Source organism: Marivirga harenae (genome assembly GCF_030534335.1).
In the GTDB taxonomy this organism is placed as follows: domain Bacteria; phylum Bacteroidota; class Bacteroidia; order Cytophagales; family Cyclobacteriaceae; genus Marivirga; species Marivirga harenae.
Genome location: NZ_CP130565.1, coordinates 1710013 through 1727710, shown reverse-complemented (window position 1 = coordinate 1727710; position 17698 = coordinate 1710013). Strand labels below are relative to the sequence as shown.

18 protein-coding genes are annotated in these 17698 nt (G+C 36.0%); 14 read left to right on the top strand and 4 right to left on the bottom strand.

Features of this window, described 5'->3' with window-relative positions; all coding sequences use genetic code 11:
- Positions 1–20: 20 nt before the first annotated feature.
- The 4 genes from Q3Y49_RS07380 (at position 21) to Q3Y49_RS18730 (ending at position 2978) form a co-directional block, all read left to right on the top strand.
- Positions 21–755, top strand: coding sequence for a DUF6503 family protein (locus Q3Y49_RS07380; protein ID WP_303271658.1), 735 nt, complete (start codon positions 21–23; stop codon positions 753–755).
- Positions 752–1195, top strand: a complete 444-nt coding sequence (locus Q3Y49_RS07375) for a hypothetical protein (protein WP_303271657.1) — start codon at positions 752–754, stop codon at positions 1193–1195. The genes Q3Y49_RS07380 and Q3Y49_RS07375 overlap by 4 nt, the downstream gene beginning before the upstream one ends.
- Before the next feature lie 167 nt (positions 1196–1362).
- The gene (locus tag Q3Y49_RS07370; protein WP_303271656.1) at positions 1363–2871 is read left to right on the top strand and encodes a sodium-dependent transporter; all 1509 of its coding nucleotides are present in this window, start codon (positions 1363–1365) and stop codon (positions 2869–2871) included.
- Complete coding sequence (locus Q3Y49_RS18730; RefSeq protein WP_367892473.1) at positions 2868–2978, top strand: MetS family NSS transporter small subunit; 111 nt, start codon at positions 2868–2870, stop codon at positions 2976–2978. Before Q3Y49_RS07370 ends, Q3Y49_RS18730 begins: the two co-directional genes overlap by 4 nt.
- A 41-nt stretch (positions 2979–3019) precedes the next feature.
- On the opposite strand, the gene Q3Y49_RS07365 is transcribed toward Q3Y49_RS18730, so the two are convergent.
- Positions 3020–3562: a DUF1543 domain-containing protein gene (locus Q3Y49_RS07365; protein WP_303271655.1), complete on the bottom strand. Its 543-nt coding sequence runs from the start codon at positions 3560–3562 to the stop codon at positions 3020–3022.
- Positions 3563–3643: 81 nt separating this feature from the next.
- Here Q3Y49_RS07365 and tpx point away from each other — a divergent pair, with 81 nt between their 5' ends.
- Positions 3644–4144 (top strand): thiol peroxidase, encoded by a 501-nt coding sequence (tpx, locus tag Q3Y49_RS07360; protein ID WP_303271654.1) that lies wholly within the window; start codon positions 3644–3646, stop codon positions 4142–4144.
- A gap of 70 nt (positions 4145–4214) precedes the next feature.
- Here tpx and Q3Y49_RS07355 read toward each other — a convergent pair whose 3' ends face one another.
- A complete protein-coding gene (locus Q3Y49_RS07355) occupies positions 4215–5198 on the bottom strand; it encodes a hypothetical protein (protein ID WP_303271653.1) in 984 nt (327 codons plus the stop codon).
- Between the two features lie 416 nt (positions 5199–5614).
- Here Q3Y49_RS07355 and Q3Y49_RS07350 point away from each other — a divergent pair, with 416 nt between their 5' ends.
- Positions 5615–6382, top strand: a complete 768-nt coding sequence (locus Q3Y49_RS07350; protein ID WP_303271652.1) for a hypothetical protein — start codon at positions 5615–5617, stop codon at positions 6380–6382.
- A 63-nt stretch (positions 6383–6445) separates the two neighbouring features.
- On the opposite strand, the gene Q3Y49_RS07345 is transcribed toward Q3Y49_RS07350, so the two are convergent.
- Entirely contained in the window at positions 6446–7885 is a 1440-nt protein-coding gene (locus Q3Y49_RS07345) for an aldehyde dehydrogenase (protein WP_303271651.1), read from the bottom strand.
- 1 nt (position 7886) lies between these two features.
- On the bottom strand, positions 7887–8669 hold the full coding sequence (locus Q3Y49_RS07340) for an SDR family oxidoreductase (protein ID WP_303271650.1): 783 nt from the start codon (positions 8667–8669) through the stop codon (positions 7887–7889).
- A gap of 146 nt (positions 8670–8815) precedes the next feature.
- Here Q3Y49_RS07340 and Q3Y49_RS07335 point away from each other — a divergent pair, with 146 nt between their 5' ends.
- From Q3Y49_RS07335 to Q3Y49_RS07300, 8 genes are all read left to right on the top strand, one after another.
- Positions 8816–9346 (top strand): 3-hydroxyanthranilate 3,4-dioxygenase, encoded by a 531-nt coding sequence (locus Q3Y49_RS07335; RefSeq protein ID WP_303271649.1) that lies wholly within the window; start codon positions 8816–8818, stop codon positions 9344–9346.
- 99 nt (positions 9347–9445) lie between these two features.
- Positions 9446–10495 carry an amidohydrolase family protein gene (locus Q3Y49_RS07330; RefSeq protein WP_303271648.1) on the top strand — a complete coding sequence of 350 codons (1050 nt, stop codon included), beginning with the start codon at positions 9446–9448 and terminating at the stop codon, positions 10493–10495.
- A complete protein-coding gene (locus Q3Y49_RS07325) occupies positions 10482–10964 on the top strand; it encodes a methylated-DNA--[protein]-cysteine S-methyltransferase (RefSeq protein WP_303271647.1) in 483 nt (160 codons plus the stop codon). Before Q3Y49_RS07330 ends, Q3Y49_RS07325 begins: the two co-directional genes overlap by 14 nt.
- Before the next feature lie 76 nt (positions 10965–11040).
- Positions 11041–12351 carry a kynureninase gene (gene kynU, locus Q3Y49_RS07320; RefSeq protein WP_303271646.1) on the top strand — a complete coding sequence of 437 codons (1311 nt, stop codon included), beginning with the start codon at positions 11041–11043 and terminating at the stop codon, positions 12349–12351.
- A 7-nt stretch (positions 12352–12358) separates the two neighbouring features.
- Complete coding sequence (locus Q3Y49_RS07315; RefSeq protein WP_303271645.1) at positions 12359–13696, top strand: FAD-dependent oxidoreductase; 1338 nt, start codon at positions 12359–12361, stop codon at positions 13694–13696.
- A 65-nt stretch (positions 13697–13761) separates the two neighbouring features.
- A complete protein-coding gene (locus Q3Y49_RS07310; protein WP_303271644.1) occupies positions 13762–14427 on the top strand; it encodes a ferredoxin reductase domain-containing protein in 666 nt (221 codons plus the stop codon).
- 196 nt (positions 14428–14623) lie between these two features.
- Positions 14624–15295 carry an SDR family NAD(P)-dependent oxidoreductase gene (locus Q3Y49_RS07305; RefSeq protein ID WP_303271643.1) on the top strand — a complete coding sequence of 224 codons (672 nt, stop codon included), beginning with the start codon at positions 14624–14626 and terminating at the stop codon, positions 15293–15295.
- 404 nt (positions 15296–15699) lie between these two features.
- Positions 15700–17679, top strand: a complete 1980-nt coding sequence (locus Q3Y49_RS07300; RefSeq protein ID WP_303271642.1) for a CHRD domain-containing protein — start codon at positions 15700–15702, stop codon at positions 17677–17679.
- Positions 17680–17698 lie beyond the last annotated feature (19 nt).

Below are 17698 nucleotides of genomic sequence, written 5' to 3'. Positions count from 1 at the left end.
TTAAGGCGTATTTCAGTTCTATGAGAAATGTTATTGGAATAATAATTATTACAGTTTTGCTAGCTGCTTGTAACCCAAGTGAGCAGTCAGTTGAAATACAAATTCAAACAGCCATTGAAAACCATGGCGGAGATGCCTATGAAAATATAAGTACTCAATTTCAATTCCGAGATAAATTCTATAAACTTCAACACTTCGGAGGAAATTTTAAGTATGAAAGAATATTTAAAGATTCGCTCAATAGAGAAATTAATGATATTTTAGATAATGATGGATTTAGAAGATTACGGGACGGAAAAGAAGTTGAGTTATCAAGCAAAGATTCTGCCGCCTATTCTAATTCGGTAAATTCGGTTCATTATTTTGCCCTATTGCCTTACAATTTGAAGGACGAGGCTGTAACAGCACACAATAGAGAGGATGTTCTAATAAATGGGCGACCTTATAAAACCATCGAAGTAACATTCAAAAAAGAAGGCGGGGGTAAAGATTATGACGATATCTTTATGTTTTGGTTCAATACGAGCACTTATGAGATGGATTATTTTGCATATTCTTATGAAACAGAGGGTGGAGGCGTAAGATTCAGAGAATCGATTAATAAAGAAAAAGTAAAAGGTGTTATTTTTCAAGATTACAATAATTATAAAGCTGAAAAGGGAACTGATTTAATTGAATTACCTCAAATGTTCGAGCAAGGAAAACTAGAATTGCTTTCTGTAATTGATTTAGAATTTGATGTTGAAGATTTATGATAGTATCAAAACCACGATTTAATACCATTTTCGCTCTAAGTATATTTTTGGTGCTAGTTTTTGGCTCCTTTTTTCTTTTATTGGATAGTCTGCTAAAAAGTGAGTCTTTTTTCATCGTAAAATTGATATTAACACCCATTACTTTGGTTATAGCATTATTGGTTTTGGGGAAATTATTAGCAGCAATAAAAATTGTAAAAGCAGGTAATAATAAATTAAATATTTTTTTTCCCATAAGCCGTAGTAGAGTGGAACTACCACTGGATGAAATCAGAGGTTGGAGAGAAGACATAGTCAAAACCAAGCAGGGTGAATTCAGAGAAACGAAAATCCTCTATGGTAAGAAAAAAGTCATTAAACTTTCTAATAAAGAGAATACCGAATACGAGAAATTAGTAAAATACCTCACTCAAAAAGCCAAAAAGCAGAAAGCAGACTAAAGCCCATCATACATTCTATCCGTATTAGAATCACATAATTAAATCCCAAAAGATTTTAAAAATAGGGGCTATTTCGTTCATAAGCCCTAAATGAATCCCTTCATATCTTTGACAAAGTCAGATGTTTAGCTAAATTCGGCTTATTTTAAATCGCAAATAAGACTTTTATGGCGCAAAAAACAGAAGAGTTTAGTAATAGGTGGGGAATAATTCTTGCTGCATTAGGAATGGCTATTGGTGCAGGAAACTTATGGCGGTTTCCTAGAATAGCTGGAGAGCATGGAGGTACTTTTATCATTCTCTGGATGTTATTTTTAGTAGTATGGTCCATACCATTACTGATGGCAGAATTAGCTATTGGTAAGCATTACAAAAAGGGTACCCTAGGAGCACTGGGTAGTCTTGGTGGCAAGAAGTTCAATTGGATGGGTGTTTTCGTGACAATAGTTACGATGGGGATCGCTTTCTACTATTCAGTTGTAACAGGATGGTCCTTAAGATATTTCATTTTAAACACCCAAAACCTGATCGATTATATTTTTGGTTCAGGAGCCATGAATGAGCAATTCGCAGATCCTAATGTGAATTTCATGGAAACATTTTGGGCAGGATTATCTAATTCTAGCTGGCAAGCTGTGCTGTGCTATATGTTTACCATTAGTATCGCAATCTGGGTGCTTAGCAAAGGAATTAAGCAGGGACTAGAGAAAACAAACAAGATTTTAATTCCTACTCTTTTCATTCTACTAATGGTAGTGGCCGCTTTCGCAATACAAATGCCAGGTGGAACGCAAGGTTTGGAATATTTATTTACGATTGACGTAGAGAAATTTAAAGACCCCATTATTTGGATAGAGGCAATCACCGATTCCGCTTGGAGTACAGGTGCTGGCTGGGGTTTAATGATCACAATTGGTTCATTTTCTAGACAGAAAGAAGACGTTACTTTAAATACATTTCTAGGGGCATTTGGAAATAATACAGCTGCTTTATTAGCTGCAATGGCAATTTTACCTGCAGTATTTGCCATGGCTGCAACTCCAGATGAAGCAGTAGCCTTTTTACATGATGGAAATACCGCATTAGTCTTTACTATTTTGCCACAATTGTTTGCTCAGATGCCAGGTGGTCCATTTCTTTCCTGGATTTTCTTTGGAGCCTTTGCTATGGCTGCATTTAGTTCGATACTGCCGATGATGCAATTAATCATAAAGAATTTGACTGATTATAGTTTATCCAAAAAGCAAGCAGCCATTATCGCAGGTGCAGCTTGTTTTGTTATTGGTTTTCCATCCGCCTGGTTTTTGTCCGTTTTCGAAAATCAAGATTGGGTATGGGGAGTCGGTTTATTAGTGAGTGGTATTTTTATTTCTTTCCTAATCATTAGATACGGACCAGCAAAATTCAAGCGAGATTTCATTGATCAAAATTCAGATTTCAAAGTTTCTCCAATCTATTTCACAGGAATGATTTATTTCAACTTTGTGGCAGGCTTGTTCCTTGTTTATTGGTGGATGAGCCAAGGCTACAGTGAGTATCCGTGGTTTGACGAAAATGGAAATTGGAATGTGATGGATATATATAGTAATGCAACGATTGTTACGCAGTGGGGAATTGCATTATTAATAGCAATAGTATTTAATGGATGGTTTTACAAAAAATTTGTTAAAAAATGAGCACGGAAGCAATAATAGGAATGGTAGTATGCCTTACCATAACAGTCGGAGGATTTTTAATATTTTTGTTTAAAGCCTTAAGCATGGATAAAGAAAAGGAAAAGTAAATAAACGAGAATTAGAAAAAGGGATTAGTAAATCCCTTTTCTTATTTCTGAGCTAAAAATTCCTGTACCACTTTTTTGGGTAATACGTGATAACCGTTATTAGGCTTGAGATTTTCTCTCTTTTCGGTTGGAGTTAAATGAATATGGTATCCATTCAGTTCTTCAATAGCAATCATATCATCCACCTCGTATAAATCATCTTTATGCACTTCATCATAGCCGTTTAATAATTTCTCCTTCGCTCTTTTTTTGATTTCTGTTGCTAATTTACCCACCAAAAAGGTATTGGCATGATGCTCCATAAAATCTCCTTCTTTATACGCTCCCAAATTAACGAAGAACAGTTTTTTCTCTGGTTCTAAACTTTTCTTCTTGTCTAAACTGATTTCATATCCATCCACAACCTCCAACTCCATATAAGAATCAATATGCATTTTCTCAGGAAGGCCAAACCACTTTTCTAATAATTGGAAATAGCAATCTTCTATTTTGCTACCAATTGCAAAAACAACATCATGTAATTCAGTATTAGATCTTTCTGCCCTTCCACCTAAAACGACAGCATACAATTTTAAATCCTTCATTTTTATAATCTTTATCAAAAACCAGTAACTATTCTAACTAATTCAAGTTTAGCAAAGGTAAACTAAATGAAAAAAAATAATATGGCAAAGGTAACATTGGGTGGAAACCCTTCAAATACAGTAGCAGATTTACCCTCCAAAGGTCAAAAGGCACCTGATTTCAAATTGGTTAAAACCGATATGTCTGAAGTTTCACTTGCAGATTACAAAGGCAAAAATTTGATCCTAAATATTTTTCCTAGTGTTGACACAGGTGTTTGCGCTACTTCTGTTCGAGAATTTAATGAAAGAGCTGCTTCTTTAAACAATACTGTAGTTCTGTGTATTTCAAAAGATCTACCATTTGCTCAGGCAAGATTCTGTGGTGCAGAAGGAATTGAAAATGCAATTCCAGTTTCAAATTTTAGAAATGAGAGCTTCGGCAAGGATTATGGAGTTGAATTGCTCGATGGCGGATTTAAGGGCTTAAATGCAAGAGCGGTTGTGGTTGTAAATCCGCAAGGAGAAGTAATTTACACTGAGTTAGTTCCAGAGATTGGTAATGAACCTGATTATGAACAGGCACTGAAGGCAATTAGCTAATGATAAAAGAAATAAAAAAAATAGGCCTAGAATTGTTTCTAGGCCTATTTTTTTTAAGAAAGAATATTAACTACTCTTCCATTACTATTGAAAACTCGATTTGACCGTTTTCACCATCACCCGGAGTTATTGATTCTATTAACAATAAGCCACGTTTTGCACCTGTGGATTTAGACCCATCAGTTTCAAAAGCCAGTACATCGCCTTCTGAAAGATTTATGATACGACCATCCGTATTTCCAGCTGTTCCATCCTCAAATGATTCATTAATTAAAGTCAAATTAGCTTCGTTAAATTGAGATTCTGTAACAGATGTTGCTCTAATCAAAGTGTTATTTCTAGTTCCCCAAGCATTTTGTCCATATTCAAAAGGATAATTTGCCGGTGAGGCTATAGTGGCTGCAGTTTGATTGTTACCGGAACCATAAAAATAGCCAAAGTCTATATCGGCAGAAAGCGGTTGCGAACTACCATTAACTTGAGCCATTGAGTAGGTTTCACCAGTATTTGTACTGAAGAAAGTTTGAGACGTTTTACTAGCTGTTGTTCCTTCAGCATTCTGCAATGGAGCTGCTAATAGAATGGCACTAAAATTAACCAATGGCTCTTCATTTTCTCCAACTTCTACGTCTAAAGTACCTTCCCCTAATCTTTCTTCACTATCTTCCATTTCTACTGTGAAACTAAGTGTTAAATTAGCTGCCTCTTCGGGAATTTCAAATCCTGGGATTGTAAAGCTACCTTCTGTTTCGCTTGCAACGTTAAAAGCATTCAAGTCTATAACATTGTCAGAAATACCATTCGCTGATAATGTTATAGTAAACTCTTCTGTTTCTGTATTAATAGTTGCACCTACTACAGGATCATCAGCTGTAAAATCTACCACCAAGTCAATTACATCTCCAGGAAGATATACATCCTGCTCATTTTCAACTGACACCGTTACGTTTGGCGCGCTGCCAACCGGAGTTTCATCTTCTGCCGGATCACAAGCAGTGAAAACAAAAGCTCCTGTTAAAGCAAATAACAGTCCATTTCTCAAAAATTTCATCATAGTTTAACTCTTTTAATAATTATAAAATATAAATACAAAATTATATCCGGTTAGATTTAGCCGAATAATTTAAAGACCCAATTAAAGACCATAAGGTTGTTATAAATCAAAATATTTTTTATCAATTTGCTAATTTACTCCAGCGAAAATTAATTTTCCATTAATTTTAATGTGCACGTATTTTTAACGTAATTTGTTATATATTAGTATATTAGATATATGCAGTTTGAGTATTAGCTTAACTACACAGAATAAAAAAAATATTTTTTAGGTATTTCAATTAATTTATATAACTTTATTGATAGAATTTTAAGGAATTAATTTTAACTTGCTTAAAGTTTCATAGTATTTTTACTTAAGATATATTGAAATTTCGCATTTGAAAACTAAATTTACCATCACTAAAAAACTGAATTATGGCAGAGAATAACCAAAGCATCTTTGACATGATAAACCAATACGGACCGTATGTTGGTATGGTCATCATTGGGGTAGCCGTCTTACTTGTTTTACTTTATTACTTGAGGTTAGGTACTTTAAGTGAATTTAAACAAAAGTATGATTACATTAACAAAAACGAAATTGATGTACTATGGCGATCAGCTGTAATTATATTAATTGGTGCTGTTATTTGGGTAAATTCCCTATTTGGTGAGACAGAATTTTTATGGTTATCCGTAAAAGTTTTTGTATCTGCTATGTTGGCTCTTATCATTGGAGTAATCATTCAAAATGTACTAAGGTTTTACTATCCTTTTTACATTGAGAAGAGATTAAAAAAATTACGTTATACTCCTAGAGTTTCACCTAAAACAGGCAAGCCTATGAAACTTCTTAGTGAAGAAGAAGAGGATGTTTACTTAGATGAAGGTATGCAGGCAGAAGAAGATATTTTCTCTGTAGATTATGACGTTTGGGTAGATGAAGAAACGGGATATACCAAAATTGAAAAGTATTCTGGTCACTTGCATGCATTGCAATGCTCTGAGTGTAATTACCAGACTTTAAAAGTTGTTAAAGAGGAAATTATTAAATCTCCAACGGTAACTGAAGATGGAGAGTTAATGAAATATTTCAAATGCTCATATTGTGGACATAAAGCTAGAAAGACTTTCCACATTGCTAAACTAAAAGAACCAAGTCCAGAGGCAGCGCCTACTGACAGTTCATCAGCTTCAGCGTAAAAAAAAAATTTTTATAAAAAAGCCAATCAAGTAATTTTGATTGGCTTTTTGCATTTCTACACTTTAGAATTCAATACAGACATTTTTAGGCTCAGTAAAAAATCTCAAAGCTTCCAATCCTCCTTCTCGTCCTAATCCGCTATTCTTCATACCGCCAAATGGCGTTCTTAAGTCTCGGTTCATCCAGCAATTAATCCACACAATCCCTGTTTCAATTTGATCTGCTATTCGATTAGCTTTTGATAAATCATTAGTCCATATACTTGAAGCCAAACCATATTCACTGTCATTTGCTAACAAAAGAGCTTCTTCTTCACCTTGAAACACATTTAGACTAACTAGAGGACCAAATATTTCCTCTTGATTTGTTCTGCAGGTATTAGGCAAATTTTCAAAAACATGAGGCCGTAGAAAATATCCGTGTTTATACTTCTCTTCCAACTCTATCGGTTCTTCGCCACATAATAGTCTACCACCTTCTTCTTTTGCTATAGCAATATATCTCCTTACTTTATCTAAATGTTGAGCCGAAACCAACGCCCCCATTTTGCTAGACTGCTCATCTGGAGCCCCTACTTTCAAAGCCTTCACCTTATCGATAAACTTCCCTTTGAATTGCTCATAAATAGACTTCTCTATATAAATCCTAGAAGCACACAAACAGATTTCTCCTTGATTTGTAAATGAAGCGCGAACTAAACCCTCTACTGCTTTGTCCAAATCACAGTCAGCAAACACCAAGGCTGGATTTTTACCGCCTAATTCTAGTGATACTTTCCTGAACAATGGGGCTGAAATTTCTGCTATTCTCCTTCCAGTTGTAGTACCCCCAGTAAAAGAAACTGCCTTGATATTTTCACTTTCTACAATAGTATTACCAATTTCCGGACCTTGCCCGTGTAGAATATTTAAAACTCCTTTGGGTAATCCCGCTTCTATGCAAAGCCTACTAAAAAGATATGCTGTGTATGGTGTGATTTCCGATGGTTTAGCTATTACACAGTTTCCGGCAGCAAGTGCTGGTGCAATTTTCCAAGTGAATAGGTAAAGCGGTAAATTCCATGGCGAAATACATGCTACTAGCCCCACTGGTCTTCTTAACGTATAATTTATAGAATTTTTACCTGAATGTGATTCACTGCTAAATTGTGTGATTGCATGTGCAAAAAACTCCATATTTGCACTGGCTCTAGGAATATCTACAACTCTTGCTAATTGTAAAGGCTTGCCTGTATCCTGAGATTCCGCTTGGGCTAGTTGATCTAGGTTTTCTTTGATCAGAGATGAAATTTTCATCAAATAATTAGCTCTTTTTTCTACAGACATTTTGCTCCACATCGGGAAAGCCTTATTTGCAGAATTGATGGCTGCTTTCAAATCATCCTGATTAGATAACGGAATCTGAGCAAATACTTCAGCAGTAGCTGGGTTCACATCATCCATATATAGGGATGATTTTGGAGGAACTAAATCACCATCAATATAATTAGCTATTTTTATCATTTTAAATGCAGTCTAATCGTCCACCATCAACAGCTAAATTCACTCCATTTATATATGATGCCTTTTCTGAAGATAAAAATAAAACTGCGTTAGCAACTTCCACTGGCTCTGCAAATCTTCTGGTTGGGATATTCAATTGCATATCTTTACTTACTTCATCCAAACTCTTCCCAGTTGATTTACTTTTGTTCTGGATGATTCCTTCCAACCTTCCTGTCATTGTAGCCCCAGGAAGTACGTTGTTTACTGTAATTCCAAAAGGGCCTAATTCATTTGAAATGGTTTTAGACCAGCTTGCTACAGCTCCTCTAACCGTATTAGATACTCCTAAATTAGGTATGGGTTGACGAACAGATGTGGAAATTATATTTATAATTCTTCCATATTCTGCATTTTTCATATTTGGAATAACAGCTTGTGATAAATACTGGTTGCAAATCAAATGCTGCTGAAAAGCATTCATATAATCTTTTCCCAATGATTCATGGGCCTGTCCTGGACTTGGACCACCCGTATTATTGATTAATATATCAACCTGGTTTTTAGCGCAGTATTCTAAAACCACTTCGCGTAATGATTCTGGGTGACTGTAATCTGCAACTAAGAAATGATGTGTTTGATTCGTATTGGAGAGTTCATTGAGAGTAGCTTCTAATTTCCCTTTATCTCTAGCAATTAGGGTGACATGAGCCCCCTCTTTTGCAAATTCAAGTGCTATGGCTTTTCCAATTCCTGCCGTACTACCACCCACTATGACTCTCTTCCCTGATAAATTTAGATCCATTTTTAATTAATTTTATAGATGTATATCATCATCTGTTAATATTATCTGACTCATTTTAAACTCCGTCTTAATTTCACTAAATTTAGAAGATTAACAAAATCAATTCACAGATATAACTGTTTTTAGCTATACAAAACTGATTAATTATGGCGATAAAAAGACCTTTTAACTTGACAAAATGGGTGGAAGAAAACAGAGATTTACTTAAACCACCAGTCGGTAATAAAAATTTATATACCGAGGCTGGAGACTATATAGTAATGATCGTAGCCGGTCCAAATGCACGTAAAGATTACCATTACAATGAAACAGAAGAACTTTTTTACCAATTAGAAGGGGAGATATCTGTGAAAATCCAGGAAGATGGCCAGGCAGTTACCATGGATTTGGGTCCAGGAGATATGTTTCTATGTCCAGCAAGAACTCCACACAGCCCAATCCGGAGAGATGGATCCATTGGGCTAGTAGTGGAGAGAATCAGAAAAGGAACTGACATGAAAGATGGTCTATTGTGGTTTTGCGATAATTGCAACCATAAACTTCACGAAACCTATTTTCCATTAATAGATATAGAAAAAGATTTTCAACCCAGATTTAAAGAATTTTATACATCAGAAGAAAAACGTACTTGCGATAATTGCGGACATGTAATGGAAGCAGATCCAAGATTTGTATAGATAGAGCCTATTTGGCAATTAGTTGAGTTAATTTTATCTAATATTTATTGAGTACCAAATTACTAATATTTATATTTTTTAATATCAGATTCTGCAAGGATGGAAAAAGTAGCTGACATAGTATCAAAAAGACCTTTAAAGGTAGATATTCATACGCATATTTTGCCCAAAAATTGGCCTGATTTGCGTGAACGATACGGCTATGGTGGCTTTATTCGTTTAGAGCATCATAAGCCTTGTTGTGCCCGTATGATGATGGATGATAAATTCTTTCGAGAGGTAGAAGACAACTGCTGGGATCCTAAAACCCGAATGCATGAATGTGATCATCATCATGTGGATGTACAAGTTTTATCTACGGTTCCAGTTATGTTCAGTTATTGGGCAAAGCCTGACGATGCACTTGATTTGTCTATGATGCTGAATGACCATATTGCCGAAATTGTAGACAGATATCCTGACAGATTTATAGGATTAGGCACACTGCCGATGCAAGCGCCTGATTTAGCGATTAAAGAATTAGAAAGATGCATAAAAGAACTGGGTTTAGCGGGAGTGCAGATTGGAACTCATATCAACGATTGGAATTTAGAAGCACCTGAAGTTTTTGCAGTATTTGAAGCTGCTCAGGACTTAGGAGCATCAATTTTTGTGCATCCATGGGATATGATGGGAAAAGACCAAATGCCCAAATATTGGTTGCCATGGTTAGTGGGTATGCCTGCTGAAACATCTCGAGCGATATGTTCGATGATTTTTGGGGGAGTTTTTGAAAAACTTCCCGATTTAAAAGTAGCTTTTGCTCATGGAGGTGGTTCGTTTCCTGCCACAATTGGCAGAATAGGACACGGATTTGATGTCCGTCCTGATTTATGCGCTATTGATAATCCGCATCATCCAACTAAATACCTAAAAAAGTTCTATGTCGACTCTTTAGTTCATGACCCCTCCACTTTAGAATATTTGATTAAAACCATGGGAGAAGATTTTATTGCATTAGGAACAGATTACCCGTTCCCCTTAGGCGAGTTGGAGCCTGGAAAAATTATTGAAGAAAGTGGTTTTGATGCTGAATTAAAATCAAAGCTATTAGGGCAAAATGCGTTGAAATGGTTGGGGTTACATCAAGAAGCATATGCAGGGCATTGATCAAGAATTCTTCATTGACACTAAAATCGGGAAGCTTCTCGTAGGTATCTCTAAAAATAAGATTGGCAAAATTTCATTTAATCAGCCTGATTTTAGTTTGAAAGGAATAAAACCGAAAGTAGTGAATAATTTAGAAAATCAACTTTTGGAGTACTTCATGGGACATCGGAAAACATTTCAAATAGATTATAATTTAATAGGAACAGAATTTCAAAAAGAAGTCTGGCAAAAATTGCTTGACATCCCTTACGGAAAAACGATTAGCTATGGTAAATTAGCAGCCCAAATGGGAGATGTTAAGAAAATTAGGGCTGTGGCTAATGCGGTCGGTAAAAACCCTGTTCCAATTGTAATTCCTTGCCATAGGGTGGTGGGAGTGCATGGCAATTTAACAGGTTATATTGGCGGATTAGCGAACAAAAAGTATTTAATCGAACTTGAATCGAACAGGCAGCTGGGCTTATTTTAAGATGAGGTTTTATTGAGGCATAACGCCTTACTTTTTAAACATATAATTAAATAACGATAACACATTAATATACGGAATGACTGAAAATTACCAGAATACTCTTGAATATGCAAAAAAAATGGATCAAGCGGATCCGTTGAAAAAATATAGAAATGAATTCCATATACCAATCATTGATGGTCAGCAAGTGATTTACTATACTGGTAATTCATTGGGGTTACAACCCAAAAGGACCCGATCATTTCTAGAAAAAGAAATGAAAGATTGGGAGCTTTTTGGAGTTGAAGGTCATTTCAATAAGAAAAAAGAAAATATTTGGTATAAATATCATGAATACGGAAAAGAAGCTATAGCCGAAATTGTTGGAGCCAAACCAATTGAAGTGGTTCCGATGAATAATTTAACGGTGAACCTTCATCTACTATTGGTTTCATTTTATCGCCCAAATGCCCAAAAGTATAAGATTATTGTAGAAAAAGGTGCATTTCCTTCCGATCAATACGTATTTGAATCTCAACTAAACTTTCATGCCTATCATGGAGGAACAAAATTGTTTGATCCGAAGGAAGCCTTAGTTGAAATTGCCCCTAGAGAGGGAGAGGATACTTTAAGGACTGAAGATATAATTTCAACAATTGAGGAGCACCAAAACGAACTATCTCTAGTAATGATGGGTGGTTTACAGTACTATACTGGTCAATTTTTTGACCTAAAAAAAATAACTAATGCAGCTCATAAGGTAGGAGCCTATGCAGGTTTTGACTTAGCGCATGCCGCTGGAAATATAGAATTGAAGCTGCATGATTGGGATGTGGATTTTGCAACTTGGTGTACATATAAATACTTAAACTCAGGTCCGGGAAATGTCTCTGGAATCTATGTTCATGAGCGATTTGCAAATGATAAGGAATTACCGCGTTTCGCAGGTTGGTGGGGACATGATGAAAAGGAGCGTTTTAAGATGAAAAAAGGATTTATCCCTATGGAAGGAGCTGACGGTTGGCAATTAAGCAATACCAATGTACTCGGCCATGCTGCTCACTATGCATCATTAGAAATATTTAAGGAAGTCGGCATGAAAGCCCTGCGAAAGAAAAGTATTTTACTTACTGGCTATCTAGAATTTTTAATCAATGAATTCAATAAGGAAGAAAAGATTTTTGAAATCCTTACACCGAAAGATCCTGATAACAGAGGATGTCAATTATCCTTATATTTATTAAAGTATGGAAAACCACTATTTGATGAATTGATGAAAAGGGGTGTTTTAGGAGATTGGCGAGAACCAGACGTAATACGTTTAGCTCCAGTCCCTTTGTATAATACTTTTGAAGAGCAGTATCAATTTATCGAAAAGTTGAGAGAAGCAGTTAATGTCCTAAAATAAACTGATTTTGAAGAGAGAAATTAAACATATCGGAATTCTTGGCGCAGGTTTGGTAGGTGCACTTTTAAGCATTTACTTGAGAAAAAGAGGCTATAAAGTGAGCCTTTATGAGAAAAGAGACGATATGCGAAAAGCTTCTTCAGATTCAGGACGATCTATCAATTTGGCCCTAAGTCGAAGAGGGATAAAAGCATTAGAGGATATTGGCGTTATCAAAGAAGTCGAAGAGATCATGCTGCCCATGGAGGGCAGAATGATGCATAGCCAAGACGGGGAACTCACTTTTCAACCTTATGGAAAAGAAGGTCAATATATTAATTCGGTTTCCAGGGGAAATTTGAATAAAATATTACTGAGTAAAGCAGAGGCTGAGGGCGTAGAGATAAAATTTGAGCATGCCTGTAAATCAGTTGATTTAGAAGGGACTAGCGTTACTTTTGAAACTTCAGGTACCGAAAAAACTATGCAATTTGACTTGTTATTCGGTTCCGATGGGGCTTTCTCAAAGATGCGGCAGGCAATGGTAAAAACTGATCGGTATAATTATGAGCAGTATTACATTCCGCACGGCTATAAAGAATTAACGATCCCAGCAACCGAAAATGGTGACTTCGCCATTGCGCCAAATGCACTGCATATTTGGCCAAGGGGACAATATATGTTGATTGCATTACCTAATTTGGACAAAAGCTTTACTTGCACTTTATTCTTTCCGTTTGAGGGCCAACCTTCTTTTGAAAGTTTGCAAACACCTCAGCAAGTGTTAAATTTTTTCAGAAATACATTTCCTGATAGTTTGCCGCATTTAAAAAATATCCAAGAGGAGTATTTTCAAAATCCTACTTCATCTTTAGTGACTGTTAAATGTGAGCCTTGGGTTAAAGATAATTGTGTTTTAATCGGTGATGCTGCTCATGCTATTGTCCCATTTTATGGCCAAGGAATGAATGCCGGATTTGAAGATTGCTATGAACTTAATCAATTGTTGAATAATCATCAGGATGATTGGGAAAAGACGTTAATTGATTATCAGATATTGAGAAAAAAGGATGGAGATGCTATAGCAGATTTAGCCTTGCACAACTTTGTTGAAATGAGGGATTTAGTAGCGGATGAAAAATTTCTGATTCAAAAGAAAATTGAAGCTAAGCTGCATGAACAATATCCAAAAAAGTGGATTCCACTCTATTCAATGGTGACATTTAGTGATTTAAGGTATTCCGAGGCTTATGAGATTGGGAAAAAGCAACAAACAATTATGGATGAGGTGATGCAGCGTCCTGACATTTTAGAAGATTGGGAAAGCATTGATTTAGAGAGTATTGTCCAAAAACTGGAAGGTTAGCACCAATGCTATCAAAACAATTTACATTGATTTCGTTTCTATAAGAGAACTAAAAGTTTATAGAAATGGGATATACCGTAAAAATCACCGATGTGTTATCATTGACACACAATGTGAAACAGATTACAACCGAGAAGCCAAAAAATTATAAGTTCACACCAGGGCAAGCCACAGAAGTAGCCATCAATAAGGCAGACTGGAAGGACAAAAAACGACCCTTCACTTTTACTTCCCTCCCAAAAGATAATCATTTAGAATTTGTAATAAAGACATATCATGACCACCAAGGTGTTACGCACGAAATAGACAGCCTTGTTGAAGGAGATGAATTAATCGTTGATGATGCGTGGGGTGCAATAGAATATAAAGGGACTGGAACTTTCATCGCTGGCGGAGCTGGAATTACGCCATTCATTGCAATATTTAAAGACCTGGAAAGGAAGAATGAGATAGGGGAATGTAAATTAATCTTCTCTAATAAAACAGGAGATGATGTGATTTTAGAATCCTATTTTAATGATATTTTAGGCGAAAACTTTATTTCTACTTTGACACATCAAAATATTGAAGGTCATGAAAACAAAATGGTAGATATGGATTTCTTAAAAAATCATTTGGAAAACTTTACGCAACACTTTTATGTGTGCGGTCCTGATGCGATGGTAAAAGATGTGAGCAAACATTTAGAAATGCTGGGAGCAAATCCTGATGGAATCACATTTGAAAAATAAACTAATCCTAATTTTAGAGATTTCACCAAGCCAACTTGATTTTTAGTGCTGTGGAATTTATGATTACTGTCTGTGTGCCATCGGCCACATGAGGAACTGTGGTTGGTGAAACACCAAGCATGTGAGGTCCAACACTTGACAAGTTTATTTGATTAAAATTTTCGAAGTATCAATAGAAAAATTAACAGACAATATTATGAATATATTAGTAAGTGGAGCAGACGGGAATTTGGGAAGTGCGGTGATTGATAAATTAAAATCTGAAGGAAATCAGATTTTCGGTCTTTTCGGAGAGAAAGAAAATGCCAAAAATTCAGATGATAACTTTCAGAAAGTTGCTATTGATTTGATGGATCCAAAAGCCTCAGCAGCAGCAGTTGATCAAGGAAACAACTTTTTTGGAGAAATCAACGGTGCCGTTTTGACTGTCGGTGGTTATGCTGGCGGAAGTATAAAAGATGTTTCGATTGAAGATATTCATAAGCAGATCAGGTTAAATTTTGATACTGCTTTCAATTTAGTGAAACCACTATTAGATAGGATGCCTAAAGGAGGTCAAATATTCCTAATTGGTGCTAAACCAGTCTTAGCTTCTGCTGATTTAAAAAATGTAGTTTCTTATGGTTTAGCCAAGCAGCTAATTTTTAGCTTGGCAGATATTATTAATGCTGATTACTCTGAACATCATATAAGTGCACATGTCATTGTGCCTAGCATCATTGATACACCTCCCAACAGAGAAGCAATGGCTGATATGAACTTCGATGATTGGGTTAAACCAGAGCAAATAGCAGAGACAATTGCATACTACTTAAAACATCCTGAGCTGAAAGCTGGAATTATCAAGGCTTTTGGCAATATCGTTTAATATCCTTTCACAATCACTTCAGGCTTGCTTAGAAACAATTACTTGTTAAAAAATTCGATATTAGAGTTTCCATCAATTGTTTGAATCCAGTTTTCATGCAAATTCAAATATTCTAAGCAAGCCTAGCTTATGTCTTGCCTCCTAATACCAGATAATTTTCTCAAAATCTTAAGTTCAAAATTGAACCCCATCATGTCTAAGGTTTGTTGTTTAAAGTTTAGCGTTAATCTTAGCCCAAATTGATTTAAGCAAGAATATTAGTCTTAGCACAAACCCTATCAATCCGAAAATTCCTTTTGTTCGTAGATTTCCTGTGTAGGTTCACATGTGACTAGTCAAAACAATTCGAACTACAGTATGTTAAACAAAACGAATATAAAAGTTAAACAAAAAGAAAGTGTTTTATGAGAAATCTATTAAAAATACCGAATTTTTTGTCACTAAGCTTGCTGTTGTTATCAGCTACATTTATTGCTTGTGATAATGAAGACGATGATATGCAACCTGATGAAATGGATGAAACCATAGAATTATCAGGTGAAACTAAAGTATACCCTTTAAGTGAGATCAATGATTCTGGAGTTAGCGGAAGTGCAACATTAGAGGAAACAGACGGTGGGTCTACTCTTTTAACTATAGAACTAACAGGAACACCGGCAGATGGTGAGCATCCAGCTCATATTCATTTTAATTCTGCTGCTATTGGTGGAGGCATTGCAGTTTCTTTAGAACCCATCAACGGTGAGACTGGACTTAGTGAAACCTTAATAGAAGCAGATGATAATGGTGCACCAATATCATTCACTGAGTTATTAGATTTTGATGGATACATTAATGTTCATTTAAGTGCAGATGAATTAGGTACTATTGTGGCTCAGGGTGACATTGGTTCCAACGTACTGACAGGTGAGTCCAAAACTTATAATTTAGCAGAAAGAGCAGTTGATGGTATTTCAGGTACAATCACGTTCGAAGAGAGAATCAATGGATTTGCTTTAGCTACAATTTCACTAGATGGAACTCCTGACGGAGGAATGCACCCAGCTCATATTCATGCTAATTCTGCAGCTATTGGTGGTGGAATTATTTATACTTTCAATCCCGTAAACGGAAATACTGGAATGAGTATGACAGACACTAGAGATGATGGTGACGGAAATACTTTTACCTATGGTGAAGTATTAGAAGTAGACGGTTATGTAAATGTGCATTTAAGTGCTGATGAATTAGGAACAATTGTGGCTCAGGGTGACATTGGTTCCAACGAACTGACAGGTGAGTCCAAAACTTATAATTTAGCAGAAAGAGCAGTTGATGGTATTTCAGGTACAATCACGTTCGAAGAGAGAATCAATGGATTTGCTTTAGCTACAATTTCACTAGATGGAACTCCTGACGGAGGAATGCACCCAGCTCATATTCATGCTAATTCTGCAGCTATTGGTGGTGGAATTATTTATACTTTCAATCCCGTAAACGGAAATACTGGAATGAGTATGACAGACACTAGAGATGACGGTGATGGAAATACTTTTACCTATAATGAGGTCTTAGAAGTAGACGGTTATGTGAATGTGCATTTAAGTGCTGATGAATTAGGAACAATTGTGGCTCAGGGTGACATTGGTTCCAACGAACTGACAGGTGAGTCCAAAACTTATAATTTAGCAGAAAGAGCAGTTGATGGTATTTCAGGTACAATCACGTTCGAAGAGAGAATCAATGGATTTGCTATAGCTACAATTTCACTAGATGGAACTCCTGACGGAGGAATGCACCCAGCTCATATTCATGCTAATTCTGCAGCTATTGGGGGTGGAATAATTTTTACCTTTAACGCGGTAAATGGTTCAACCGGTATGAGTATGACCGATACAAGAGATGATGGGGCAGAAAACAGTTTTACATTTTCTGAAATTTTAGAAGTTGATGGATATGTTAATGTTCATTTAAGTGCTAATGATTTGGCAACTATTGTTGCTCAAGGTGATGTAGGCTCTAACGAATTAACCGGAGAATCTATTACATATCCGTTGGAAGAAAGAGCAGTTGATGGCATCTCAGGAACAATTACCTTCGAAGAGAGAATCAACGGATTTGCTTTAGCTACTATTTCACTAGATGGAACACCTGATGGTGGAATGCACCCTGCTCATATTCATGAGAACTCCGCTGCAGAAGGTGGGTCTATAATTTATACATTTAACTCTGTAAATGGAACAACCGGCTTGAGTATGACCGATACAAGAGATGACGGAGCAGAAAACAGCTTTACTTATGATCAGGTTCTAGATGTGGACGGCTATGTGAATGTTCACTTAAGTGCCGAGGACTTAGCAACAATTGTCGCTCAAGGAAACATCGGAGCTAATTTTACTGAGTAAATACATATATTTCTGTAAA